The sequence below is a fragment of the Streptomyces sp. 2-1 genome, assembly GCF_048564895.1.
In the GTDB taxonomy this organism is placed as follows: Bacteria; Actinomycetota; Actinomycetes; order Streptomycetales; family Streptomycetaceae; genus Streptomyces; species Streptomyces phaeochromogenes.
Map to the genome: position 1 here is coordinate 13,387 of NZ_CP183384.1, position 24,170 is coordinate 37,556.

At 68.0% G+C, this 24,170-nt stretch carries 18 protein-coding genes; 7 read left to right on the top strand and 11 right to left on the bottom strand.

Annotated features, from left to right (window positions below; translation table 11 throughout):
- Window positions 1-43 precede the first annotated feature (43 nt).
- Window positions 44-1,363 carry a UDP-glucose dehydrogenase family protein gene (locus ACN20J_RS50130; RefSeq protein ID WP_419669111.1) on the top strand — a complete coding sequence of 440 codons (1,320 nt, stop codon included), beginning with the start codon at window positions 44-46 and terminating at the stop codon, window positions 1,361-1,363.
- A 196-nt stretch (window positions 1,364-1,559) separates the two neighbouring features.
- Here ACN20J_RS50130 and ACN20J_RS50135 read toward each other — a convergent pair whose 3' ends face one another.
- The 8 genes from ACN20J_RS50135 to ACN20J_RS50170 form a co-directional block, all read right to left on the bottom strand.
- Complete coding sequence (locus ACN20J_RS50135; RefSeq protein WP_419669112.1) at window positions 1,560-2,246, bottom strand: restriction endonuclease; 687 nt, start codon at window positions 2,244-2,246, stop codon at window positions 1,560-1,562.
- A gap of 45 nt (window positions 2,247-2,291) precedes the next feature.
- The gene (locus ACN20J_RS50140; protein ID WP_419669113.1) at window positions 2,292-2,975 is read right to left on the bottom strand and encodes a restriction endonuclease; all 684 of its coding nucleotides are present in this window, start codon (window positions 2,973-2,975) and stop codon (window positions 2,292-2,294) included.
- Entirely contained in the window at window positions 2,975-3,106 is a 132-nt protein-coding gene (locus ACN20J_RS50145) for a hypothetical protein (protein ID WP_419669114.1), read from the bottom strand. The genes ACN20J_RS50140 and ACN20J_RS50145 overlap by 1 nt, the downstream gene beginning before the upstream one ends.
- 750 nt (window positions 3,107-3,856) lie before the next feature.
- Entirely contained in the window at window positions 3,857-6,100 is a 2,244-nt protein-coding gene (locus ACN20J_RS50150) for a Helicase associated domain protein (protein ID WP_419669115.1), read from the bottom strand.
- Window positions 6,101-6,132: 32 nt separating this feature from the next.
- The gene (locus ACN20J_RS50155; protein ID WP_419669116.1) at window positions 6,133-7,464 is read right to left on the bottom strand and encodes an AAA domain-containing protein; all 1,332 of its coding nucleotides are present in this window, start codon (window positions 7,462-7,464) and stop codon (window positions 6,133-6,135) included.
- Window positions 7,461-8,975 carry a hypothetical protein gene (locus ACN20J_RS50160; protein WP_419669117.1) on the bottom strand — a complete coding sequence of 505 codons (1,515 nt, stop codon included), beginning with the start codon at window positions 8,973-8,975 and terminating at the stop codon, window positions 7,461-7,463. Before ACN20J_RS50160 ends, ACN20J_RS50155 begins: the two co-directional genes overlap by 4 nt.
- The gene (locus ACN20J_RS50165) at window positions 8,972-10,105 is read right to left on the bottom strand and encodes a hypothetical protein (protein ID WP_361997476.1); all 1,134 of its coding nucleotides are present in this window, start codon (window positions 10,103-10,105) and stop codon (window positions 8,972-8,974) included. Before ACN20J_RS50165 ends, ACN20J_RS50160 begins: the two co-directional genes overlap by 4 nt.
- 32 nt (window positions 10,106-10,137) lie before the next feature.
- Window positions 10,138-10,992 (bottom strand): hypothetical protein, encoded by an 855-nt coding sequence (locus ACN20J_RS50170; RefSeq protein WP_361997478.1) that lies wholly within the window; start codon window positions 10,990-10,992, stop codon window positions 10,138-10,140.
- Window positions 10,993-11,127: 135 nt separating this feature from the next.
- On the opposite strand from ACN20J_RS50170, the gene ACN20J_RS50175 reads away from it, so the two are divergent.
- The 4 genes from ACN20J_RS50175 to ACN20J_RS50190 all read left to right on the top strand — a co-directional run bounded on the left by ACN20J_RS50175 (window position 11,128) and on the right by ACN20J_RS50190 (window position 19,429).
- The gene (locus ACN20J_RS50175) at window positions 11,128-12,414 is read left to right on the top strand and encodes a metallophosphoesterase family protein (protein WP_419669118.1); all 1,287 of its coding nucleotides are present in this window, start codon (window positions 11,128-11,130) and stop codon (window positions 12,412-12,414) included.
- Complete coding sequence (locus ACN20J_RS50180) at window positions 12,411-15,590, top strand: AAA family ATPase (RefSeq protein ID WP_419669119.1); 3,180 nt, start codon at window positions 12,411-12,413, stop codon at window positions 15,588-15,590. The genes ACN20J_RS50175 and ACN20J_RS50180 overlap by 4 nt, the downstream gene beginning before the upstream one ends.
- On the top strand, window positions 15,587-16,372 hold the full coding sequence (locus ACN20J_RS50185; protein ID WP_419669120.1) for a phosphotransferase family protein: 786 nt from the start codon (window positions 15,587-15,589) through the stop codon (window positions 16,370-16,372). The genes ACN20J_RS50180 and ACN20J_RS50185 overlap by 4 nt, the downstream gene beginning before the upstream one ends.
- A gap of 1,260 nt (window positions 16,373-17,632) precedes the next feature.
- Window positions 17,633-19,429 (top strand): helix-turn-helix domain-containing protein, encoded by a 1,797-nt coding sequence (locus ACN20J_RS50190; protein WP_419669135.1) that lies wholly within the window; start codon window positions 17,633-17,635, stop codon window positions 19,427-19,429.
- Here ACN20J_RS50190 and ACN20J_RS50195 read toward each other — a convergent pair.
- Window positions 19,408-21,597: a tetratricopeptide repeat protein gene (locus ACN20J_RS50195; RefSeq protein ID WP_419669121.1), complete on the bottom strand. Its 2,190-nt coding sequence runs from the start codon at window positions 21,595-21,597 to the stop codon at window positions 19,408-19,410. The genes ACN20J_RS50190 and ACN20J_RS50195 overlap by 22 nt on opposite strands.
- Before the next feature lie 41 nt (window positions 21,598-21,638).
- Window positions 21,639-22,103, bottom strand: a complete 465-nt coding sequence (locus ACN20J_RS50200) for a hypothetical protein (RefSeq protein ID WP_419669122.1) — start codon at window positions 22,101-22,103, stop codon at window positions 21,639-21,641.
- 300 nt (window positions 22,104-22,403) lie between these two features.
- On the opposite strand from ACN20J_RS50200, the gene ACN20J_RS50205 reads away from it, so the two are divergent.
- Both ACN20J_RS50205 and ACN20J_RS50210 read left to right on the top strand, forming a co-directional pair.
- Window positions 22,404-22,955, top strand: coding sequence for a hypothetical protein (locus ACN20J_RS50205; protein ID WP_361997490.1), 552 nt, complete (start codon window positions 22,404-22,406; stop codon window positions 22,953-22,955).
- Window positions 22,952-23,374 carry a hypothetical protein gene (locus tag ACN20J_RS50210; RefSeq protein WP_361997492.1) on the top strand — a complete coding sequence of 141 codons (423 nt, stop codon included), beginning with the start codon at window positions 22,952-22,954 and terminating at the stop codon, window positions 23,372-23,374. The genes ACN20J_RS50205 and ACN20J_RS50210 overlap by 4 nt, the downstream gene beginning before the upstream one ends.
- Here the strand turns inward: ACN20J_RS50210 and ACN20J_RS50215 are convergent.
- The gene (locus ACN20J_RS50215; RefSeq protein ID WP_419669136.1) at window positions 23,371-24,168 is read right to left on the bottom strand and encodes an ROK family protein; all 798 of its coding nucleotides are present in this window, start codon (window positions 24,166-24,168) and stop codon (window positions 23,371-23,373) included. The two genes, ACN20J_RS50210 and ACN20J_RS50215, sit on opposite strands and share 4 nt — an antisense overlap.
- Between the last annotated feature and the right edge of the window lie 2 nt (window positions 24,169-24,170).

Sequence of the window (24,170 nt, forward strand, 5' to 3'; positions counted from 1 at the left end):
GCAGAGGTGAGGGCCGGCCCTCACCTCGTAAAGGAACCCCGTCATGAAGCTCACCGTCGTCGGCTGCGGCTACCTCGGCGCCACCCACGCGGCCTGCATGGCCGAACTCGGCCACGAGGTCCTCGGCATGGACTGCGACATGGACAAGGTCACCGTCCTGGGCTCCGGCAAGGCACCGTTCTTCGAACGCGGCCTCGACGACCTCCTCGCCAAACACACCAAGAGCGGAAGGCTGCGGTTCACCGCCTCCTACGCCGAGGCCGCCGCCTTCGGCGATCTGCACTTCATCGGCGTCGGCACTCCGCAGCAGCCCGGCGAGCACGCCTACGACCTCACCCACCTGTTCACCGCCGTCCGCCAGCTCGCACCCCATCTCAAGGACCCGGCCGTGGTCGCGGTCAAGTCGACCGTCCCGGTCGGCACCGCACCCCGCGTCCGCGATCTCCTGCACGAATACGCGCCCGCCGGGGACGCCATCGAGGTCGCCTGGAACCCGGAGTTCCTGCGCGAGTCGTTCGCCGTCGAGGACACCCTCCGCCCCGACCGCCTCGTCCTCGGCTTCGACACCGAGCACTCCTGGGCCGAGACGGTGCTGCGGCAGTGCTTCGAGAAGATCATCAAGGCGGGGACGCCGACGATCGTCACCGACTTGGCCACCGCCGAACTCGCCAAGGCGTCCGCCAACGCCTTCCTCGCCACGAAGATCTCCTTCATCAACGCCATCGCCGAGGTCTGCGAAGCCTCCGGCGCCGACGTCACCCAGCTCGCCGACATCCTCGGCCACGACGCACGCATCGGCCGCCGCGGCATGCGGCCCGGCCTCGGCTTCGGCGGCGGCTGCCTCCCCAAGGACATCCGCGGCTTCATGGCCCGCGCCGGCGAACTCGGCGTCGACCAGGCACTGACGATCCTCCGCGAGGTCGACACCATCAACAACCGACGCCGCGAGCGCATGATCGACCTCGCCCGCGAACAGGTCGGCGGCAACCTCGGAGGCCAGCGGATCACCGTCTGGGGCGCCTCCTTCAAGCCCAACACCGACGACATCCGCGACTCCCCCGCCCTCGCCGTCGCCCACAAGCTCCACGAACTCGGCGCCAGCGTCACCGTCACCGACCCCCAGGCCCTCGACAACGCCCGCAAGCTCCACCCCGAACTCGACTACGCCGACGACCCCATCGCCGCCGTCCAAGACGCCGACCTACTGCTGCACCTCACCGAATGGCCGCAGTTCTCCCACGTCGACCCGCACCGCCTCGCCGCCCACACCGCAACCCCGAACGTCATCGACGGCCGCGGCACCCTCAACCCCGCCACCTGGCGCGAAGCCGGCTGGACCTTCCGCGCACTCGGCCGCCCCTGAGCCCCTCACCTCCACTGCCGGCACGGCCAGGGAGAACATCCGTTCACAGGCCTTCAGTTGGCCGCGGCAGGCAGTGCCTCAGGGGGCAGCTTCTTGGGGCTTTGAGGGGGAGGCGTTCCTCCCTGGGCATCTTTGTCGTGTAGAGCCGTGCATGAACTGACCCCAGACAGAGCGGCGGCCTCGGCGGATAGTCCGCCTACGCGGCAGAGCGGTCTTCGCCGATCACGGCGTACAGATGCTCGCCCTGCGCCCAACTCTCCAGTGCTGCCCGGTCGATGAGCGTGATGTCGTGACGGGCAGCAAACTCGGTGGCGATTTTGGTGAAGCCGTTCAGGCCGACCATCAAGGCGAGGCTGGCACCATGTTCTGGCCGCGCCGTGCCATTGAAAGTCTGCGCCTCCTTGGAGCCGACCGGCCGACTGTACTGCTTGCACTGCACGACGATCTTGTCTCCGGTTCCGGTCCAGGCGATGACGTCTGCGCCCAGGTCACCGGCCCCACCGATACGCCGAGGCCGAATGAAGCCGTCCCGGGCCAGCAGGTCGGCGCAGGCCTGCTCGAAGCCCGCCGGGCTCATGGCTGCCAGCTGCCCGAGGCTGTAGGTGAGTGCCGTCTCCTCATCCTCGGCAACGTCGTTGCCGCCGTAGTAGACCTCGAAATCCCCAGGAACCGACCTTCGCGCCGCCAGGACGAAAAGAAGGAGGGTGGCGATGATGAGCGAAGACCACCACAGGTGCCCGGTGATCCACCCCCATGCATCCGCGGTGACCCACTGCGCGACATCCTGGGTGAGCCACCGCCAGAGCATCTTGGCCGCGACCACAGCAGCGATCACGCCGAGCACGAACTTCACCAACGGGTCGAGCGATCCATCGTCGTACACCAATCCCCCTTCAGTGGCGCGGTCATCGGATGAGGCGAGCACGTCTCAGGCAGCCCGGCGGAAAGCCGCCCGGCGCACAGGCCGACTGGGCAGACGGAGCAGGTCCTGCAACGGGGTGCCGTGCTCAGCCCACCTGCGCAGCCGGTCACGGTCGACCCAGTACACGTGGTGCCGCTCGCCCCAGGCCTTGGCGTCGCGGGTGAAGGAGCCATTGGTCACCACGACCGCGATGTTCGCGCCGTGAACGGGGCCAGCGGTTCCCTTGACCTGGTACATCACCGACGAGCCCACCTTGCCGGCGACTTTGGTGTGCTTGGCCTGCAGGACGATCCTGCCCCGCTGCCGGTCCTGCCCAATGACGTCCGCGGCCTGGTCACCCTGCTGTCCGACTCTCTCTGCCGTCCAGCCGTCCCGGATGAGCAGATCCCGCAACGCGAACTCGAAAGCCACATCGTCCATGGCGTCGACCTCGGCCAGCGTGAGCCGCAGCCGGGCCAGCGTCTGGGCCCGCACCCGTCGGGCACGTGCCGCCCGCAGCATGCGCCACACCCCGACCACGGCAGCAGCGGCAATGAGGGCGACGAGCCATGGCCAGGCGCGGGTGGCCGCATGCCAGGCGGCCAAGGCCATACGAGCCAGCAGCCACAATGCGGTGCAGGCGACGACCGCTGCCGCGGCCTGCTCGCCGCGGCCTCGGGGTTTGCGCAGCCGGAGTGTACGGCGGGCCATCAGCGCCCCGTGCTCGCGGATACCGACGGCTGCGGCGCGTCCGGCTTAGCCGGGGCAGCCTCGCCGAAACCGATGAGCTGGCTCCATAACCACACCGCCGCGATCAGCGCGGCAATGGTCCAGCCGCTCATCTTCTTTCCACCTGTGCGCGGGTTGCGCCGGATGTGACCGCGGACCGTGTGATACCCCTCAGGCGGCTTCGCCACTGTTTCCTCCCCTGTTCGCCAGACCGCCAACTGCGGTCTGGTCCCTGGGAATTGGTGTAGCAGCGGGCACTGACAAAACCGCCCGGACGATCACCGGCGAGTGCGATCCTTGCTCTGAAACGCGCCGTCGAGCTCGTTCACGTCCTGCGGTGTTCGAATGGTGGCCCGGATTAGCGTCCAGGGCTGCGGTAGTCCTCCCGCTACCGCTGGTCTATCAGCGCCGAGGCAGATACTTATGCTTCACAGCACTGCACCTACGCCTCATCGGACGCCACCTGAAATGGCGGAAAGCAGCAGCATGTTCGATACCGGCTGCCAGGCACCCAGAGGCCGGTTCGCATCAAGGGGGCCCGTGCCCAAGCCAGCCGATCAGCGCCTGCCGGACGGCCGCCTGCATTCACGGCCCTTGGCAGATCGTGGGAAGAAGCGGGCTACTGCAGTCTCGGCGCTGCCGTGGCCGTTGTCCGCCGAGCGCACCGCCACACTGGGCGCGCTTGGGGAACTGACGGTCAGGGCGGCTGATTGCTTCCGACGGACTGTCGCCCTCCTGCCCGTTCGTCGCCATGACTGGCCAGTTGGGAGGCCAGGAGCGGCGCCTCAGGACACCCTGTTCGGGCTGGTCGGCTGCCATGGCGTTCCGGCTCCACCTTGCACTCGCTTTGCCTCCTCGTCCGCTCATAGGCCGAGCTCGGCGAGGGCTGCCTGACGTTGGGGGCCTAGAGCGGAACGGCGGCGTCGCACGTTGCTCAGCCACTGCCCCAGGCGCACGGGGTCGCCTTCGAGGGTCTCGATGTGCCGTTGGGGCACGTTGAGGTGGCCCTCCCGTTCGAGGTAGGACCGTGCGGCGGCCAACCCGCGCTGGAAGGCGCGTTCACGCACGGGCTGCCGGCTGCGCTGTGCTGAGGTGCCGGGCTCACGCGCCCAGTCGCATCCCAGCTGGGTGAGGAGACCGAGCTGGCTGGGGTGCAGGTCGTCGCCGCGGGTCCGCTGGGCGTCGAGCCACTCTTCCGCTTTCGCTGTCCCGGCTCCTTCCAGATTCCGACGCGCATCGTGGTAGGCCCGTTGCCAGGTGAAGGGCCACGGCGGATTCCACCACGGGTCCAGGGCTGTGAGGGCAGCAGTGCGCTCCGCGGCGAGGCGGCCGACACGTGTGCGCTGCGTGGCCAGCCAACGCCCCAGCGGATAGCCGTCGTTGACCTCGTCGACGGGGACGGCGAGGTGGCCGTGGCGGGCGGCATAGGCGGTGGCGTGGGCCAGGCCCCGGTCGAAGGCCTGCTGCCGGGGGTCCCAGATAATGCCGAGACGTTCCAGGGCATGGATGCGGGCCGGGTCGAGTGCGCCGCTGGTGTGCAGGTGGCGCTGCCAGGTCAGCCAGCGGCCCAGGGGGTAGCCGGAGGGGTCTTCGTAGGTCTGGGGGACGTCGAGGTGGTGGTGGGTGCGGTGGTAGCGGCGGGCTGCGGTGAGGCCGCGGCGCCATTCGGCACTCTTGGGCGCCAGCACCCGCAGGGACAGGGCGAGGGCGACTTCCTCGGTCCGGGTGGGGCGGTCGAAGTGCAGCCAGGCGTCGGGGTCCTCGGGCGCCATGGTGGGCCGGTCGGTGCGCGGGTCGGCGAGGCGGGCGTCGAGGCGGTCGTCGTGGGCGCGCAGGGCCTGGACGGTGCGCCACAGCGGGGTGTAGGCGTCCGCGCCGAGGAGATCGTCGGGGTCTTCGCCGGGGGTCAGGTAGACGGGGACGATGAGGGTGGCCTTCTTGCCTGCGCCGGGGTCCTGGCGCAGGGCGCGGCCGACGGCCTGGACGGTGTCGACCGGGCTGTTCTTGGGGTCGGCGAAGACGACGGCGTCGATGGCGGGGACGTCGATGCCCTCCCCCAGGACGCGGGCGTTGGAGAGGACCGCGGGGGTCTGCGGGTCGGTGTGAGAGGCGAATTCCAGGAGCAGGTGGCGGCGTACCTGGGGTGCGTGGCTGCCACTGATCCAGTCCGCCCACAGTTTCTGCGGGCGCAGTTCGGCGGGCAGCGTGGCGGCGGTGTCGGCGAGTGAGGTGGCGAACGCGCGGGCGTCGGCGACGCGATGGTGGAACGTGAGGATGCGGCGCAGCCGGTGGTCGTGAATGGCGCGCAGGACGGCGACCTGACGGCCAGCCAGGCGCAGACCGTCGGCGCCTGCGCCAGGTCCGGTGGCGAGCCAGTCGCGCAGGTCGGTGTTGTCGACGACGGGGACGAGGATCTGGTAGTCGGCGAGCAGGCCAAGATCGATGGCGTCGGAGAGGGTCAGCCGGTAGGCGACGGGGCCGAAGAGGCTCTCGTCGTCCATGGAGGCCACCGCCTCCTCGCCCTGGTCGCTGTCGGGGTCCCAGATCCGGGGGGTGGCAGTCAGGTAGAGGCGGCGCGCGGCGGGAACCTGGTCGTCGTGGTGGATCGCCGCCCAGGCCTTGCCGAGACGGCCGGCCGTGCGGTGCGCCTCGTCGACCACGACCAGGCCCCAGGCGGGCAGTCCGTAGTCGTGGTGCGCGGTGACCACGGCGGGCAGGGAGGCGTAGGTCGCATAGACGGTTACCGGGCTTGGCCCCGTCTCGCGGATGTGGGCGGCCAGTTCACCGGGATCGGTGGTCATGGGCACATCGGCGCTGACCGGTTCGTGGTCGAGGGCCTGCCGGGCCGAACACACCGCTACCGCCAGCCCTTTGCGGCCTGCCGCACGCCAGGAGCGGATCGTCTGCGACAGCAGGTCCAGCGTCGGCAGCAGCACCAGAACCCGTCCGCGTATAGCAATTCGGGCCGCGGTGCGGGCGGCGATCAGGGTCTTGCCGGTGCCGCAGGCCGCGATCACGCTCGCGCGGGAGTGCTGGGTCAGGGTCCGGGTGGCTGCGGCAACCGCGTCCTTCTGGTGAGGGCGCAGCGTCAGCTCGGTGGGTGCCATGGGCAGTGGGCGGCTTCCGGAAGGAGGGGTGGTCAGGCGGCGGGGACGCGGTGCTTGGAGAGGTGGTCGAGGACGTACTGGTGGGCTTCCCAGCCGTCGGGGAACTTGGCGGGGACGCCGAGGGGGACGGGGTCGTTGGAGGGGTGGCGGTCGAGGAGGTCGGTGATGCCGGCGCGGGCGACCATGATGCAGGCGTGGCGGTGGCGTGAGGCCAGCACGCACAGGCGGCCGGCTTCCAGGTGGAAGGCGGAAGCGTCGCGGCGGCCGGAGAGCGGGTGCAGGACGATGGTGACGGCGAATTCGCGGCCCTGCAGGCGGTTGGCGGTGTCGGCGCGCACTCCTCGGGTGTGAGGGGTGCGGTTGATCAGCTGCTGGATGTGGCGGGCCTGTTCGCGGTGAGCGGTGCCGATGGCGATGTCGGCGGGCTTGAGGCGGCGGCCTGCGGGGTGTTTTTCGCACACGGCATCGGCTCCGCGGGCCAGGAGGCGGGATGCCAGGGCGACGGTGGCGTGGGCGGCCTCGGCGTCGATGCGTCCGGTGTGCCGGGGCGGGAGTTCGTGCAGGGCCCAGCCGGTGGTGGCGGCTTCCTCGACGGTCGCGTCGAGGGGGTTGTGCAGGCCCTTGGTGGTGAAGGCGAGTGTGCGGGTGGCGGGGGCTGTGCCGGGGTGGAAGGGGGTGAAGGGGTAGAAGGCCCGGGAGACGAGGCTGGCTGCTGAGGGGGGAAGGCGCCAGGAGACGGGCAGGGTGTGGGTGGTCGCGTCGTTGTGGTTCGTCAGGACGGTGACGGCGTTGTTCAGGGGATCGTGAGGCAGTCCGGTCCACCGGGGGGTGCTGACGACGGAGAACGGGTCGAGCTGTCCGGGGTCGCCCACGAGGAGGGCGCGGTCGAAGAGCTTGGCGATCAGCAGGAGGGCGTCGGAGCGCATCTGGTAGGCCTCGTCGATGATGGCCCACTGCCAGCGGGGTCCGTCGATGTAGGCCCATTTCATGGCGGTTGCAATGATCACGTCGCAGGACAGGACGTCTTTGATGTCCTTGCTGATGATGATGCCGGAAAGGGCCAGGACGTCTTCGGGTGCCTCGTAGTTGCCTCCGGCGAGGCGTCCCAGGCGCAGTTGGGGGGCTGCGGGGTCGGCGAGGCTGATCAGGAGGTCGTCGACCTGGTGGTTGGTCTGGGCGACGATGATGCAGCGTTCACCGGCGGCGGCGAGGGTACGGGCGGCGCGGACGACGAGGGTTGATTTTCCCGCGCCTGGCGGTGAGTCGACGACGAGGGGCTGGGTGGTGCCGCTGGTGAGTGCGGTGAGGATGTCGTTGACGGCGGCGTTGGCCAGTTCCGCGGGCGGGATCGAGGGCTGGGTCATGGCTGGGGTTCCTCGGTGGTCTCCAGGATGGCGGCGGGGTGGTTGTGTTGGGGGCCACCGTGGGTCCAGGGGGTGTTCTCGCGGCTGGGGAACGGGGGTCGTCGGAAGAATTCGGGGGCGAAGGTGAGCTCGAGCAGGTCGTCGACGGCGGGGACGGAGTCGGTTCGGGGTTTTTTCACTGTGCCGGTGAGGGTGGTGATTTCCAGTAGGAGGTCCGTGCCGTGGTCGCGGGGGGTGATGGCGCGTACGGCGAGGTGTACGCGGGGGTTGTGGGGGCCGGCGAGCAGGCTTCCGATGTCCAGGCGTACCGGGTCGGTGGTGTGCAGGGTCAGGCGGGGACGCAGCAGGGGCCCTCTGGCGCCGGGGATGGTGTGGTGGGGGTCGGTGTCGGTGACGGTGCCGGCGAGGGCTTCCCCGGTGGTGCGCCGTTCGGCCATGAAGAAGCGGTCCTCCAGGGCGCGGTGGGCATTGAAGGCGCCTTGGGCCAGTTCCATGCGGGCGAGCCGGCGGGCGGCGGAGACGGGGTCGTCCTTGGCGGGCTGGGGACGTCCGTCGTCGGCGAGGTAGCTGCGGTAGGCGGTGAAGCGGTCGCGGTCTGCGGCCCAGCGGCGCTGGGAGTCCTGGGTCGGGGTCAGGCTGCGCAGCAGGCCGAGGGCGTGCCAGGCGTCGTCCCAGGTGGGCGTGAGGTAGTTGCGGAGGAGGGTGTGCAGCCGGTCGGTGAGCCGGGCCATCACGGCGGTGTTGCCCTCTTTAGCGGCTTCGTCGTAGGCCGTCAGCAGGGGGTCGAGTTCGAGGCTGTCGAAGGACGGGTCGGTGGCCGGGCCGGCGGGTCGGCGCAGTTGCCCGTCGGGGCCGGGTACTTGGGGGTTTTCGGCCTCGATGGCGGCGCTCAGGCCTGTGGTGCCGGGGGGCGGGTCGATCCAGGCGAGGAGAGCGGCCAGGTGTTCGTCCTCCAGGCTGCTCTGTCCGGTGATCCAGCGCGTGGTCAGCAGGTCGGTCAGGGCCAGCAGGAAGGCGGAGCCGGGGTGTTCGGCGTGGTCGGCGAAGAAGGTGAGCCACTGTCCGAGGCGGCCGACGCTGCGGGCCGGGTCGCTGCCCTCGGGCGTGTCGGTGAAGCGCAGGGAACGGCCCAGCCGCTGGATGTAGGGGATCGACTTGCGGTTGGCGACCAGGAGCTGAGGGGCATGGGTGTGACGCTCGCGGGCGGGCTTGCCGCCTTTCGCGGGCAGGCGTTCGGTGTTCTGGAAGCTGTCGATGTGGGTGAGGATGCGGTCGGCCAGTTCTTCCAGGAACGCGGTGGGCCGCCCGTTGGGCGGAGCCACGAGGAGGTGGGGGCGGGCCGGGTCGTCGCCGAACATGACGGCCAGCAAGGTCGCTTCGGTGCCGGAGCGGTTGAGCGGCAGGAAGATCAGTGGCCGCTCGGTGAGGTGGAAGTGGCCGACCAGGCTGGCGTCCTGCACCGTTTGGGTCTCGGCTGCCTCAAGGCGCAGCAGGGTGGACAGCCGACTCATGCGGACTCCCCCAGTTGGGTGCGGACGGCGTGCGCGTGTCTGAGTGCGGCGGCCAGGTCGGCCTGGTCGGCGGCGGGGGCGCGGGTGTTGTCGGCCAGGCGCAGGGCGGTGCCGATGTGGTCGACGCCGCCGAGGTCGTCACGGATGTCGCTGCCCAGGACGTCGATCAGTCCGTCGTCGCGGGCTTCGCCGCGGCATACGTAGGCCAGGTCGCAGAAGTGGCGGCAGGCGGGGGTGTAGCGGGTGGTGGTGGCCTGCAGGGCTGCGGTGAGTTCCTTGGGGTCGCGGGTGGGCCGCTCGTCCTGGTCAAGGGCGAGGTCGAAGGTGGTGTGGGCCGGCAGTGCGTCGAGGAGCGGCTCGATGCGGGTGAGCCGGTCGAACTGGCGGGTGAGGGCGGCGATCTTCTTGCGGGCGTCGACGACGCTGGCGGTGGGCCGGCGGGTGAAGTTGGTGGGCGTGACGAGGATGACGTCGTGGGAGACCCTGTCTGCGTCGATGCCTTCTTTTCCAAGGAGTTCGCGCAGGGCGAGGATGTAGACAGCGGCCTGGGTGACAGCGGCGGCCACCTTCGCCGGACTGGCCTGGTCGTCGACGACGGCGAAGGACTTGATCTCGATGACGTGGAAGACGCCGTCGATCTGGAAGGCGACGACGTCGGGTTCGAGGTAGACGGAGTGGCCGGCGACGGTCAGCTGCAGGATGGGGTGGTCCAGCAGCGTGCGGGCGGGGCTGGTGGAACGGGCTGCTTCCAGGACGGCGTTGCGGGTGTGGGTGTAGCGCACCTGGTGGGAGGCGTCCTGGGTGCCGACAACGGCGAGGTCGGTGTGGGCGGCTTCGGGCAGCGGCAGGCCAAGGACGTCGCGCAGCAGGCGCAACAGTTCGGCGCAGCCGTCGGCCTTGACCTGCTGTTCGAAGATGGCTCCGCTCCTGAGGGCAAGGGAGGATTTGGCGAGCGGACGGGCTTTGCCGAGGTGGACGGCGATGGCGTCCTTGTCGACGCCGGCGGCGTCCAGCAGGGCCCGGCGGTTGCAGCCGGGGTTGGTGGTCAGGGCCGCGAGGGTGCGGGCGTCGTGCCCTTTGGCGGGGGCGGGGCCGCGCAGTGCGTCGAGCCGGTCGTTGAGCAGACTCACGAAGTTTCCTTGGCGGGACGAGGCGCGGGCGGTCAGGGCACGGAGCGCAGGCGGCGGGCGGACTGGAAGGACCCTCCGAACAGCAGTGCCGCGTCGTCGAGTTGGCTGCGCGCCCGGGCGGCAGCCTGAGTGCGGCTGGTGGTGTCGCTCTCGGTGTGCAGGGCGAGTTCGTCCTCGGCGGCGCGGCGCAGCAGTGCCAGGTCGACAGGTGCGCGAGCCGGGTTCGACTGCTGTACGGAGGGCTGGGCGCCGGGGATGTTCTGGGCGTAGCGCACGAGGAGTTGGCGGGCGGGCAGCGGCAGTGCCTCTGCGTCGAGGCGTTCGGCGGCGTCCGCGATGTTCAGGGCGCTGGTGAGGAAGTGGACACGGGCGCTGAGGGGACCGACGATGCGCTGCTCCAGGGACCAGGTGCTGACGGTGAGCAGGCCGCGGGCGGGTGAGAGCAGGTCGGAGGTGAGTGCCGGGCACAGGTAGTAGGGGCGGGCGCCGGGGGCACTGCGGTAGGAGCGTTCCTCGTCGCGGCGCAGGCTGGTCAGCCGGGAGGGAGCCAACGCGCCGGCGAAGAAGGCTTCGTGGACGGTGCTGATGAGTTTGGGGGCGGCGGGTACGGCGAGCAGGGTCAGGACCTGGTGGACCTGTTCGCGGGCGGGCAGCAGGGTCTGCGGCTCCGCGGGGGCGGCCTGCGCGGGAGCGGTGTTCTCGCCGGGGGCGCCGTTCTCCTCGTCCTCTTCGGCCTGCGCGAACAGGGCGTCCCAGGCGCGCTGGATGCGCCGTAGTTCGTCGCGGAGCTGTTTGACCTGGTCGCTGTCACGGGCCAGTTGGGCGCGCCGCATGGCCTGCTGCAGCTGTTGCATGCGTTGTTCGAGTGCGTCCAGATGCTCGTGCATGGCAACCACTCTACCGCATTCCAAGGTTTTCCAGTTTTCTCCTGTGATTCCTGTTGTAGAGTTCCTGGCACTTCGTCAGCTGCCCCTGTGGCAGGTGGCGTCGGGCGGTCCTGTCTGCGCTGAGGAGAGGCGTTCATGAAAGCCCTGCACACATCCGACTGGCATCTGGGCCGCACCCTGGGCCGCCGCTCCCGGGACACGGAGTTCGACGCCGTTCTGGCCGAGATCATCGCCATAGCCGAGACGGTGCAGCCGGATCTGATCGTGCACAGCGGCGACCTTTTCGACACCTACCGGCCGGCGCACAAGGACATCCTGCGCGCGATGCGCTGCCTCGACAGCCTCACGCGCATCGCGCCCACCGTGGTGCTGGGCGGCAACCACGACTCCCCCGAACTGTTCAACCTGTTGGGCTACATGTGCACGCTGCGGCCGGAAGCCGAGCAGGGCCGCCTGCACTTCGTGCACAGCCGGGGCGACACAGAACCGGGCACCGTACTCGACTTCGACAGCCGGGACGGACACGAGCGCATCCGCCTGGCCGCCCTGCCCTATGTGCACCCCAACCGCTACCTGCATCTGTTCCCCGGTTTCGGGACCACCGCGGGCGCTTACGCGGCCGGCCTGCGCGAACTGCAGGAGCAGCTGTTCACCCGGCTCAGCGACGGCTACGACGCCGGCCGTGACGTGCTGCTGTTCACCGCCCACCAGTACGTGGCCGGTGCCGAGCCCGCGAACAGTGAGCGGATGTGGGAGGTCCGCGAGCCCTACGCCACCGCCGCCGACGCTCTGCCGCAGGTCGCCTACTGCGCGCTGGGGCACATCCACAAGCCCCAGTCCGTCGGCATCGGGCGGCGCTTGGCCGGCTACGCCGGCAGCCCCCTGCAGATGGACTTCGGCGAGAGCGAGGAGACCAAGAGCGTCACCGTCATCGAGGCGTGCCCCGGCCGGCGCACGCTCACCACTCCGCACACCCTGCACTCCGGACGGCGCCTGGCCCACTTCCGCGGCACCCTCGAGGAACTCGGCGCCTCAGCAGCCCAGTACACCGGCTCCTACCTCAAGGTGCTCATCCACAGCGGCGAGCCGATCCCCCGGCTCGGGGAGCGGGTCGCCGACCTGGTGCCGGACGCCGTGCTGGTGGACGTCGAGGAAGAGTGCGCAGCCACCCGGGCCGCCGTTTTGACCGGCGCCGACGTGAGCGACGACGGCCAGCTCGACGTCACCGCCACGTTCAGCTCCTATCTCGCCGAGGCCGGCACCCCCGGGCAGAACGCCGACGAGGTCGTGGCCGCCTTCGCCGACCTGCTGAACACCCCCGACACCGAGCTGCCCCACTCCCCCGCCGAGCACCTACTCGCCCAGGCCATCGCCACCCCCTGGACCAGCACCGTACACAGCAAAACGGAGACAACCCCATGAAGATCGTCCGCCTGACCTTCTCCGGGGTCCGCAGCTACCCCGGCACCTGCGAGATCGACTTCACCGGCAAGAACCTCGTCGGCATCCTCGGCGACACCGGCGCGGGCAAGACCAGCATTCTGGAAGCCATCTCCGTCGCCCTGTACGGCAAGTGCTCCTTCACCGACCGGGTGGCCCAGCTGCGCTCCGACGACTGCCAGACCATGACGGTCAACCTCGTCTTCCTCGTGGACGGCCGCGAATGGCAGGTACACCGCGTCTTCCACGTCAACCGGACCCAGGCACGGCTGACGGACCCGGACGGCAACCACACCGACAACACACGCCCCGTCGACCAGGCCGTCCGCGATCTCCTCGGCATCGACTACGCGACCTTCAAATCCTCCGTCCTGGTACCTCAGGGACGCTTCGACGACCTGCTCAACGCCCGCGACGCCGAGCGTTCCCGCATCCTGAAGTCCCTCTTCGGCGTCGACGAGCTGCAGCACGTGCGCCAGCTCGCCGAGAGGGCCGTCGGGCGGATCAAGGACCTCCTCGGCCAGGCGCGGGAGGAAGACGCCCGGCTGCTCGCCGACCCACGTGCACAGGCCGCAGCGGACAGGGAGTGGCACGAACGCGCTTCTCTCGGTGCCACCGACCTCGGCAACCGGCTGGCCGAACTGCGCCGGCTGCAGACCGAGGCCGCACAAACGTCGCAGCACGCCCGACTCAGCGCGAGCGCCACAGCCGAACTCACCGAGCGGCGTGTGAGCAACTACGACCGCGCCACCACCGCGATCCGGCAGGCCCAGGACGAGCTGCGGCACCTGCAGGCCGCCAACGCCGCGGCCGAGACCGACGCCCAGACCAGCCTCAAGGACGTGACCGCGAAGAAGGAAGAAGCCGCCGCAGCAGGCCTGACACCCGACACCCTTGGGGCAGCAGCCCAGGTCCTCAAGGACTTGCCCGGCAGGCTCAACGCCCTCGCCGAAGAGCAGGGTGCACACACTCAGTTCCTGGCCGAGCTCACGGACGAGGAAGACGCCCTGGCCCGGCACGCCGACGACCTGCAGAAAGCCGAGGAACGCCTTGGCGAGCTCCGCGGGCAGGCACAAGACGCCGGTGAAGAGGCGGCCGAGGCCGCCGGAGTCCTGCAGACTCTGACAACTGCCGTGCGGCTCGCCGGGGAAGCAGCCAGCGTACTGGCGCAGCAGCGTGTGGACCGGGCCGCCACCAACAGCAAGATCAGCACGCTCCTCCAGGCGCCTCCGGACAGCGACCTCGAGCAGGTGCGGGTCGAAGTGGCTGTCGCGCAGGGTGTGCTGGAGGGTATCCGGCGCAGGGAGGCGGCCCACTCGGCGGGCGATGGTCTGGCTGCGGGAGACGGCTGCCCCGTCTGCGATCGGCTGCTGCCCCAAGGCTATCGGCCGCCGCAGCCGCAGGACGCCGACGCTCTTGCGCAGGCCGAGGCGGTGTTGCACGAGGCCTCCGCCGTGCTGAGCAGCGCCGAGCGGGAACACGCACGCCATGCCCAGGAGGTCGACGGCCTTCAACAGGCCCTGGAAGAACAGGACCGGCAGGTAGCACAAGCCGTCGCCGGGCTGGAGGCATCCCTGCTCGCGGTGCGTACGCAGACGCTGGAACTCGCCTCACGCACCGCCCATCCCCAGCCGCAGGCGTACGCCAAGGAGCTGGAGAGCACCGCCTCGGCGGCCCTTTCCCGTGTGGCTGAGGCGCTACCGCCGACGGCCGCCGAGCGCGAGGAGCTGACGGATGGTCTGCTGCAGTGCGCCCGTAGCCACGTCGTCCAGCTGCAGGAGACCGCAGCCGCCTGCGCTGACGAACTGACACGCTCACAAGCCCAGCTGGACGCGGAACGCACCTCGCTGGAATCGGCCACACGAGCCGCGCGCAAGGCACGCAAGCAGGCGGACCAGAAGAGCGAAGGTCTACGCAAGGAGCGGCGCGGCCTGCTGACGAGCTGGTCCTCGTTGCCCGCGCCCGTGCGAGTCTCCCTCCCGCTGCCTTCGCAGCTCCCCACGACCGGCCACCTGGAAACCGCAGTCGAGGCGGTACGCAAGGAGCAGGACCGCCACAAGGAGCTGGCCAGCCGACAGGAACAACTGCGTGAGGCTGTGCGGCTACTGCTCACCGAGCGGGGCGAGTTGGCCCAGCGCCACCAGCGCGAGGTCACCGATCCCCTGCACGGTCTTGAAGCACGGCTGCAGCGCTGGGCGGACAGCGCCAACAGCGCAGCAGCCCTGGTCAAGGAGTCCGAACGCCCAGCCCTAACCTCCCCGATCACGACGAAGGACCCTGCGGCTGCCCAGGAGTACGCCGTGGCTCTAGACACTGCCAGCGCCTCGCTGCTGACAGCACTGGACGGACACGGCACCGAGGCGCGTGCGGCCATGTCGAAGCTGACCGCGCAGCTTTCCGCGGATGCCCAAGGGGTGAGCGACCTCTACCCCGGCGCCGTAAACCTGCAAGTGACCGAGGAAACGGATCCACTGGACTCCACTCTCCTGGACAGCCTGGGCAGCCAGGTCGGCACCCTGCGCAGCGAAGCCGCGAACGCTTTGAAGGACGAGGAACGAGCCCTGTCCCAGATCCTCCACAAGGAGCAGTTGGCGGCCGCGCTCACCGCCGGCGAGCGCCAGCTGGCAGCCTGGCAGGCGGTGTGCACGCACCTGACGGACGGGAAGTTCCTCGGCCACCTCACCGACCTGCGTACCCACGCCCTGCTCGCGCACGGCAGCGAGCTGCTGCAGCAGCTCTCCGGCAAGCGGCTGGGCTTCGCCGACAACTTCGACATCATCAGCCTCACCAGCCACACCCGCCGCAGCTCGCGCACCCTCTCCGGCGGGGAGACCTTCCAGGCTTCGCTCGCGCTCTCCCTCGCGCTGATGGAGATGCACGGCCGCAGCGGCACCCGGATGGAAAGCCTCTTCCTCGACGAAGGCTTCGGCACCCTGGACTCCGCGTCCCTCGACAGCGCCCTGCAGGTCCTGCGCACACACGTCGGCGCCGACACGCTCTTGGCCGTCATCAGCCATCTGCGTCCGGTCGCCGAAACCGTCAACGACGTGCTGTGGGTGGAAAAGGACCACCTCGGATCTCAGGCCCGATGGCTCACCGCAGGCGAACGCGACAGCCTCGTCCGCGACGACCTGCACAATCTCACGGACCCGACATGAGCGTGTACCCCAGACTGACCGGCGTACCGCGGCCCGTGCAAGATGGGACTGCCGAGAAGGAAGTGGCATTGACCGGCGGTCGCCTCACTCCAGGTGTCGTCAAAGTCGGCGACACGGTCAGACGGCCGGCAAGCTGTTCTTCCCCGTTCGTTGCAGAACTCCTCTGCCACCTCGACGGTCAGGGGTTCACGGGCGCGCCTCGCTATCTGGGCTCCGACGCTGTTGGGCGCGATGTCTTCAGCTACCTCCCCGGCTGGATACCTGCACGTTTCCAGCGGTGGAGCGACGACCAGGTCGACGCTGCCGGACGGCTGCTGCGAGCACTGCACGAGGCGACCTCCGGCAGCCGCCTATCCGGTCGGTATCCGGTGGTCTGTCATCACGATCCCGGTCCCAACAACGCGGTCTTCTCCGGTGGTATGCCGGTCGCGTTCATCGACTTCGCCATGGCAGCTCCTGGCCACCCGCTCGAGGACCTCGGCTATACGGCATGGACGTGGTGCGTTTCCTCCAAACCCGGTGCTCCGTCCCCCACTGTTCAAGCCGCGCAGGTTCGGGTCCTGGCAGACGCCTACGGACTCAACGCCGCTAGCCGCTCCCAGCTGCCCGACGCCCTACTCGAACGGCAGGCCCGCAACGCCCGTTGGTGGCAGAAACCCCTCGATCAACCGGATCCACCGGTCGGCGAAGCGTCCCGGATCGCGGAGCGCATCCGCTGGTCCGAGCGAGAGCACGCCTATACCGCAGCCCACTTCGAGGTATTTTCTGCCGCCCTCGGCTGATCTCTTTCGGTGAGATCTCCAGCAACCTCGCCTCAACGGCGCAGATTTCTCCCACTGAACACAGGCAGAGTCAACACTCAGGGCTAGCCAGCCACTCCATCGTGCATTCACGGGCCAATCCCTAGCCCTGACGGGTTGATCCACTCCCTCTTCGGGCAACACAACCGCGGGTCACCTCTCGATCCCCTGCCGGGACGATAAGTGCTCGCCGGGCAGATCAATCTTGCCATTTCCCATTGAAGCCGTGGGATCCAGTGCTGCACGGATTGAGAAAGTGCCGACACGAACCGTCCTTCGGGGGGGGGAACCCAAGTGGGCCGCCCTAGGTGCGCAGCACGTCATGCCAGCCATCAGTGAACAACAATGCAATCCAGCGCGCATAAAAGGACTGGCCACCATTCATGCGATGGGTCACCCAAGCAGTGATGAACTATCGAGCACTCCCGCATAGATGATTGCACTCTGCCATCAGCGCGGGGGCGGTTCTCAGAATCTGCAGAATATTTCACCATTCAACAGTCTTGGGCGGGCGGATCGGTGCACAGCCGACTCGCGGGCGAGGAGTACTCCAGGGGCCCGCCGCCACGGTTACGGAACTCCCTGCCCGGCAGTGAACCGGCCACAGGGAGCGCAGGCGCACTCGGCCCGGAGCACTCGCGAAACACGCGCCCCTTTACGCGCCCCTAAGCTCCAGGTTACTTCTTACGGAACGTAGCGACAGCAACTGTGTTCGCATACTGGGAGTAAGAAATATGGCGGTTCATCGTCAAGAATCACCGTCGGGTGATAGATACTTGCACGCTTGATTGCCGACGCTCCACGCGGCAGGACAACGCATAAACGGGGGCCGAGTGACGACAGAGTATTGTCAGCTCACGGCCCGCCGTCAACCGGTAAGGAGGTGCCATGTTCTCTGCCCGCGATCCTACGGATCCAAAGGACGGAGATCAGCTCTAGGCGCTGCCCCCGCGGCAACGGGGAACAGCAGTGCTGTGGAGTGGTCACCAGACGTGGGGTCCCGTGTCGCTTGGAGAGAGATGCGGGGCCTCGCGTCGTTCGGCAGGTCGCTGCCGCCTTGCGTAGGTCCATACCGCCAGCAATGGCTGCCTTGTTGAAGAGGCTACCCAGACAGCTTGCACGGCGCACCTGGTCAAGAGCGTTCGACAGACGGGAAGTTCCCCCCACACGACCCGTTCAGCGGATATAAAATGGACCTCGCCAACGACAGTAGGGGGCGTTGTGGGACGGGGTATGGCTCGGATGTTCAGCGGTCAGCAGCTACGGGAAGCACGCCTCGCCGCCCGCGACGGCCGCGGGATGACGGCCGAGGAGCTCGCCCACCTCACTGGGACCAGGAAGCCCCAGATCCTCGCCTACGAGAACGACCTGCGGATTCCCGAGCCTCCTCGAATCAAGGACTTAGCACAAGCATTAGGAGTTCCGCCTCTTTCACTGGCCGACCAGTCCCAGATTTCCGAATGGACACTGGCTTCCTTACGCCGAGCCAGTGGTCTTCGTATGGCAGACGTGTGTGAAGAGCTGGGAATGAAGCCGCACGTATACCGGCGCCTTGAAACCACAGGGATCTCGGGTCAAGACTGCCATGGCGTCGTCCCTCGCCTGGCCGCCATGCTGAACGTTCGGGTCCAGGACGTAGAGAACGCAATCTCCAATGAACATTCCTTCCACTCCCGGTTGACTGATATCACCGCGCTGGTATCGAAATTGTTGCACAACTTCGTAAAGCCAGGAGCTTCGGATCTCCCCCATGCCGACGACGCCCTGGTACGTAAGATCAGTGCCGGTCTCGGCCGCCACACGCTGGCCGTGTCAAAGATTCTTACGCACGAGATTCTCACACTCAGGGAGACAAACAGACGCGCCATGACGGAAATGGCAACTGCCTATTATGGTGCGACTCCCGAGGAACAGGCGCGCGCTATCCGGCGAATGAACGCCGAACACCGCCATCTGGCCAATGCAGAAGCAATACTCGCACAACGTCTGGACATATTCTTTCGCTCTCAATTGTCCGTAGAAGCATGGCACCTGCTGACAAAGCTTCATCTACTGCAATCGCGAAGGCCTTCCAACCCGACTCTTTTCTGCAGTGCGGCCGACATCCAGGACATCGGCGCGTTCGCCAGAGCTCCCGGAAGAGACGATCAGGAAATCTGCATTACACCGGATGGGCAGCGGCATTTTGCATCCTTCAGGTCGTGGTATGAACTGCAGTATCCATGGGTGCGGAACCAGAATGTGACTTTCGAGCAGTCATTAATGACAGACCGGTCGGAACTGACAACCCAGTTGCAGCAGCGGTTCACAGAGGCAGAGACGGTTCTGTTCAGTTTCGATGGTGTCCTGTGCCGCCTGTTCACCGGTGACGGTCACGCCGTTACAAGTCACCTTGCGCAGGCGGCCCGCAGTCTGCAGCTGTTCACCAGTCCTGCGACCCCGGCTGATCCGGTCGCCCTACTCCGGTCAGTGGTCGATCAAGGGTCGGTTCAGCAGATCCGTGAACTGGACGACATACTGGCTGGCTACGAGCTGGAAGCAGCACGGCGTGCAGTGCCGCTGCCTGGTGTTGTCCAGCTTCTGGACTCGCTCTCCAAGGGACCGTGGCGTATGGCTGTGGTGACCGACCATGCCAGTTCGGCGGTGGAGGCCTTCCTGTCTCCTCTGCAGACGAGGCGCTCTGCCGGGACTCTGGAGGTGTTCGGGCGACCACGTGATCCTCGGCTAATGAAGCCGAACCCGCATGCAGTGGCCCTCGCAGCAAGCCAGTTGGGGGGTGCGCGGACGCGGACGCTCCTTATCGGAGAATCCGTGGCGGACGCGCTGGCCGCGCGTGCCGCAGGGGTGATCTTCATTGGCGTCGCGGCTTCCCGAACCAGGGCGCGCATGCTCCGGGAAGCCGGTGCGACACGCCTCGTGGCTACGTTGTCAGAGCTAGCCACGGTCGTACAGCAGTGCTCATCGGCACCGGACGATGCGTCAGCCAAGCATCCCTTGGCTGCGCCCGGCGGGTCCGGTCAGGCACCAGAGGATGCCTGACCGGAGGACGAGCACGAGGCGACAGCCGTGGCGGCCCGCTGACTGTGCGGATGATTCGCGCCAAGGGTGTCCGACATCGCCTGTTGGACGGTGCTGAGCAGGGAACGAGCCTGTTCCGGCTGGCCGTTGTCGCGCATCGCGCATCCGATCCGGTAGGCAGTGTGCAGGGTCTGGGGGTGCCGGGGGCCCAGGATGCGCTTGCGTGCGCTGTGGACATGTTCGTACTCGGCCAGTGCCTCGGTCAGGTGTCCCCGGTCGTGGACCAGGCATGCGAGGTTGTGGCGGGCGGTCAGCGTGCGAGGGTGCTCTTCTCCGAGATGAGTGCGGCGCCAGGTGAGGACGTGCTGGTACTCGGTGTGCGCGTCGTCGAGGCGCCCCAGGTCATGCAGGACGCGTGCCAGTTCATGGCGGGCGGTCAGGGTGTGTGCATGCTCATTGCCCTGGGTGGCACGGCGCAGAGCCAGTACGGCAGTGAGTTCGGCCTCGGCATCGTCGAGGCGCCCCAGATCGTGCAGTACGCGCCCAAGTTCGTGGCGAGCCGTCAGCGTGTGAGGGTGGCGGTCGCCCAGGAGGAGCCGGTAGTCGCGTTCCACCTGCCGGTAGGCCGATTCTGCCTGGCCGAGTTCTCCGAGCTCGTGCAGGACGCCAGCGAGATTGTGGCGTACGGAGAGGGTGTCCTCGGTGTCGTGGCTGTGCAGGTGCTGGTGGAGCTCGAGCAGACGGGCGAGTTCGTCGCGGGCCGGTCGCAAAAGGCCGCGGGCCAGGAGATAGCGGGCGGCATTCTCCGAGCTTGCCGCAACGGCTGTCTGCAGGAACCTGGGAAGGGACGCCAGGGCTTCCTGCTGGCGGATGAGGAAGAGGGGATGCGGCGCCAGGAGATGCCAAGTGGGCCAGTTGTCCGGTTCCTCGGGATGTCCGGCATGCTGCAGGTTGCAGGCCTGCTGCAAGAGTTGGGCTGCCAGCGGCAGGTAGCGCACCTGGCGGCTTGCATCACGGATGAGAGGGTGGACCCTCAGCGCGGACGGCCCCTCGGGGTCGTCGGCCGTCTGCCGGTTGTCGGCTGGCTCGCCGGTGGCCAGGTCGACCAGGTGCAGAGCGACCAAGGCTTCGAGGGTGCGCCACAGAACTCTCCCGTCGATGCCCTGGAAGTCCGGGTGCCTGGCCAGTGTGGCCGGGTGCAGCAGAACGGTCGGGATCGGTGCTTCGGCAAATACCGACAGCAGGCCCAGCAGCGGGCGGGCGTAGACGGTGCCGCGGTGGTGCAGTAGGTCGAGTGACAGGCGCCAGGTGCTGGAGATGGCTTGAGCGGGGTTGAGGGCCTCTGCCTGAGGGCCGTCCAGGGCTCGTCTGAGGGCGGCGAAGTCGTCGGGTGCACCAGGTTCACGGAAGGCGCGGGGCATGGCGTTCACCTCGGCTAAGTAGGCGCCCGCCAGCTTGAGAGCCAGAGGCAGTCCTCCCAGTCGTCGGGCAAGACTGCGTGCGGCGGGGCGCGTTCCGGCGTGGGGGCCGGCGTGGTCTGTCAGGATGCGGGAGGCGTCGTCGTCGCTCAGCGGATACACGGGGTGGAGGGTGGAGACGGTGCCCCAAGAACGGGGAGTGCCGTCGCTGGTCGTGACAAGGACCAGTCCGCAGGGGCTGGTGTGGGGACGGGCCCATCCCGTGCCGGCGGCAAAGAGTCCGGGCCCGTCGAGGACGGTGGGGTCATCGGCACCGTCAACGATCATCATCCAGGGGGTTCGGGAACGGCTGAGTGTCTGCCACAGGACATCGACGAGCTCGTGGGCGTGGGCCTGGCGACCGCGCAGGCCCAAGCGGCCGGCCAGGGCGCGCAGGCCCTCTTCGAGGGGCTCCGCCCGGTGGGCGCTGAGCCACCACAAGGAGAGCCGTTCGCCGAGGTGCTGCTGCGCGCGGTAGGCGGCTTCAAGAGCGATGGCCGTCTTCCCGCATCCGTTGAGGCCGTGCAGGACGTGCACCAAACCGTCCGGCAGACCACCGAGATGGACGCGGGTAAGGGCGTCCACCAGTGCCTCCCGCCCTCGCAACGGCAGCACGGGGTCGCGCAGTCCCAATGGGGCAGCCAGGGTAAGAGGGCGGCTGACGGATGCACTGCGCAGGATGGTCTGCTGAATGTCGATACGGCCGGCGGCCAGAGACCCGTTCTGAGCCACGATTCGCGCCTGCTCCAGAAGTTCGCTTCCAGCAAGCGCCGTCAGGGGCGCCGGGGCGGTAAAGGGGAGGCGATGTTCACCCCGCCTTCGACGTTAACAACAGCACCGGCCACGCCGTGGTCGGCCCTGATGCTGATGTCGCCGCCGGCCGCTACTCCCCCGGCGTGGGCGACAGGGCCGTGGGCATCATGGACGGTACGGATGACGGCGGCCAACTGGTGTGCAGCGGTGGCGCGGACCTCCTCGTCCGTGATGCTGCTCAGGAACACTTCCAGGTGGGTCCGCCAGACGTCTTCCAGGCGGATCCGGTCAGCGAGAGCAGCTCCCGTCAGAGCCGCGCGAGTGCGTTCGAGGTGCTCGAGTTCGGCGGTTTCAGTGCCGGTGTCACCGCGTGAGAGCAAGCGGGCCAGCGCCGCTTTGACTGTGTTCCAGGTATCGGTGCCCGCTGCCTGGACGACGGCGGCACCGCCTGCCGCCGCCAGCGCAGCAATCGCCTCAATGCTCATGCTTCCCCCTCATGACCAGCGTTCCGCGTACCAGGCAGCCCCAGGTGGCGGCCCCGACAGGACAACCATTCCTCAAGGACGTACAAGCCACTCTCAATCTTCGTTGATCGAATTTCCTTTTGAGTCATCTTCCCTGGGCGTGCGTATGTCTCAGGAGACACAACGGTCAAGGACCGTGGGACGGCGGAGCAGTAAACGGGCCAAGGGCCCCGCACCGCTACTGTCGTTCCCACAACACGAAGTGACGGTGCCTCCGAGCGCCGACACCGACTGCGGATGCCTCTGAAGGGAGGGGTCTCCTTGATCGGTTCACGGCGCAACGTCGGCAGGCCGCCCGAGCAACAGGCGGAAATGCGCCGCCTGTACAAGTTTCACGTGGGGCAGCTGCGTCTGTTCCTGCTCCTGGAATGCGCACCGCTGATCATCGACCCACTGGAAATCGCCGACCAGGCGTTCTTCCAAGTGTTCGACGAGAAGGGCGAAATCTTCGGTTTCTGTGACCTGCGGAAAGCAGCAGAAGGAATCGTCGGTGCACTCAAGGAAAGCGGAGACGCGCGCACATATGCCGAGTACCGGCTCGAAGACATCTTCGACCCGTACTTGACTGAAGATCTTGCCCCAGTACGCCAGGCACTCAAAGCCATCGACCGACTCAGCCTCGCCGAGCGGCGGGCAGTGGAAGCCGAATGCCTTCACCTCCTGACCATAGACGGTCTGACTCAGACAGTGGGCGGAGCAGCCTCGACAAGAAGGGTGCAGAAAGCAAAAGGGCTCGCCAAGTTGGCTGCGGAAGAAGTCAACCTGGACGCACTGAAGCCCTTTTTCATGCAAATGGGGAGGAATGCACAGTGACTACTACTAAGAACGGGTTCGCCGTCACGCTCTACCGCCACTACCGCACGCTGCAGCGGCGACTGGCAAGCGACGAGCGCGACCTCGACCAGCGATTCGACGCGATCATGGCTCGCCTCGACGCGCAGGACCGGCAGCGCGCCGAAGGGTGCAGCCCATCACGCCGCTCACGCTTGGCTGCTGCTGTCACTCGCCACCGGACTCTGGGGGCCGCACGCGGAGCGTTGGCCGGCGGGGCGGCCATCGCCGTGGCGAAAGTTGCCCACGTGGCCCACGGAGCCCTCAGCCTTGTCATCGCCATCACCGCCGGATCCGCTACAGCCGCCCTGGTCGTCGCACTCACCGACGTCAGGAGCGCCAAGCAACTCCCTCGCCGCCAACGCCGCAAGCACGGCGACGTTCCCGCGTCCGCGCCCTAAGCGGACCGCACTTGAAGCCAGCCGCCCAACCATCGGTGGCGCATCAGCCGAGTGGCGAAATCCGTGCGGTCAACGGCCGCCGAAGGATGTCCAACCGGACCGCCGCGCGGCTGCGGGCCAGGTATGCGTTGACAGCGACCGAACTCGCAGTCGTCGGCGCTAGTGGAGAATGCATGATCGTTGATGGTTCGCTCCACGGCGCGCATGTACAGGCCCGTGGCGCCTTCTTGGGCAGCATCGGCTCCATTGCGGAATGTTTCGGGGGTACCGACGAGGGCTTGCGGGCCGATGAGAACGATGGCGGAGGGGTTGAACAGGTTGATGAGCGTGGCGATGGCGCGTCCGAGTGCTTCTCCGGCGCGGTCGAAGGCGGTGTGGATACGGCCCCCTGAGGTGGTGACATCAGGGACGGCGGCGTCGAATGCTCCGGAGATTCCCTCTTCGGCCAGCTTTCTGGCGATGGCATAAGGAGCTGTCGCGCCTTCCAGGCAGCCCGGGCTCTGGCAGCGGCATTTGATTTTTGAGTTCGGGTGGCTGAACCCGACGGGGATGTGGCCCAACTCCCCGGCCATGCCGTGGGTGCCGCGGTAGGCCCTCCGTTCAGGATGAGGGATGCTCCCGGTTGTGGTGCACGTCTGGGACTGCGAGGAGGCCCCCGGGAGGCGGAGAAGGTGGGCGTATTCGCAGCGCTCAAAGTGCTGCGCCGCCGACGACTGCAGCCTGTTGCAAGTCCAGGACGGACATTTGCCCTCGGGCCGCTGGCAGACAGAAGCGGCGGCCAGTTCATCACCGATGA

Bases quoted from the DNA above. Each gene is read 5' to 3' on its own strand.
- ACN20J_RS50145 (WP_419669114.1), bottom strand. From the start codon at position 3,106: ATGAGCGGCTGGACCATTGCCGCGCTGATCGCGGCGGTGTGGTTATGG.
- ACN20J_RS50130 (WP_419669111.1), top strand. From the start codon at position 44: ATGAAGCTCACCGTCGTCGGCTGCGGCTACCTCGGCGCCACCCACGCG.
- ACN20J_RS50175 (WP_419669118.1), top strand. From the start codon at position 11,128: ATGAAAGCCCTGCACACATCCGACTGGCATCTGGGCCGCACCCTGGGC.
- ACN20J_RS50140 (WP_419669113.1), bottom strand. From the start codon at position 2,975: ATGGCCCGCCGTACACTCCGGCTGCGCAAACCCCGAGGCCGCGGCGAG.
- ACN20J_RS50155 (WP_419669116.1), bottom strand. From the start codon at position 7,464: ATGACCCAGCCCTCGATCCCGCCCGCGGAACTGGCCAACGCCGCCGTC.
- ACN20J_RS50170 (WP_361997478.1), bottom strand. From the start codon at position 10,992: ATGCACGAGCATCTGGACGCACTCGAACAACGCATGCAACAGCTGCAG.
- ACN20J_RS50150 (WP_419669115.1), bottom strand. From the start codon at position 6,100: ATGGCACCCACCGAGCTGACGCTGCGCCCTCACCAGAAGGACGCGGTT.
- ACN20J_RS50200 (WP_419669122.1), bottom strand. From the start codon at position 22,103: ATGAGCATTGAGGCGATTGCTGCGCTGGCGGCGGCAGGCGGTGCCGCC.
- ACN20J_RS50185 (WP_419669120.1), top strand. From the start codon at position 15,587: ATGAGCGTGTACCCCAGACTGACCGGCGTACCGCGGCCCGTGCAAGAT.
- ACN20J_RS50160 (WP_419669117.1), bottom strand. From the start codon at position 8,975: ATGAGTCGGCTGTCCACCCTGCTGCGCCTTGAGGCAGCCGAGACCCAA.
- ACN20J_RS50180 (WP_419669119.1), top strand. From the start codon at position 12,411: ATGAAGATCGTCCGCCTGACCTTCTCCGGGGTCCGCAGCTACCCCGGC.
- ACN20J_RS50190 (WP_419669135.1), top strand. From the start codon at position 17,633: ATGTTCAGCGGTCAGCAGCTACGGGAAGCACGCCTCGCCGCCCGCGAC.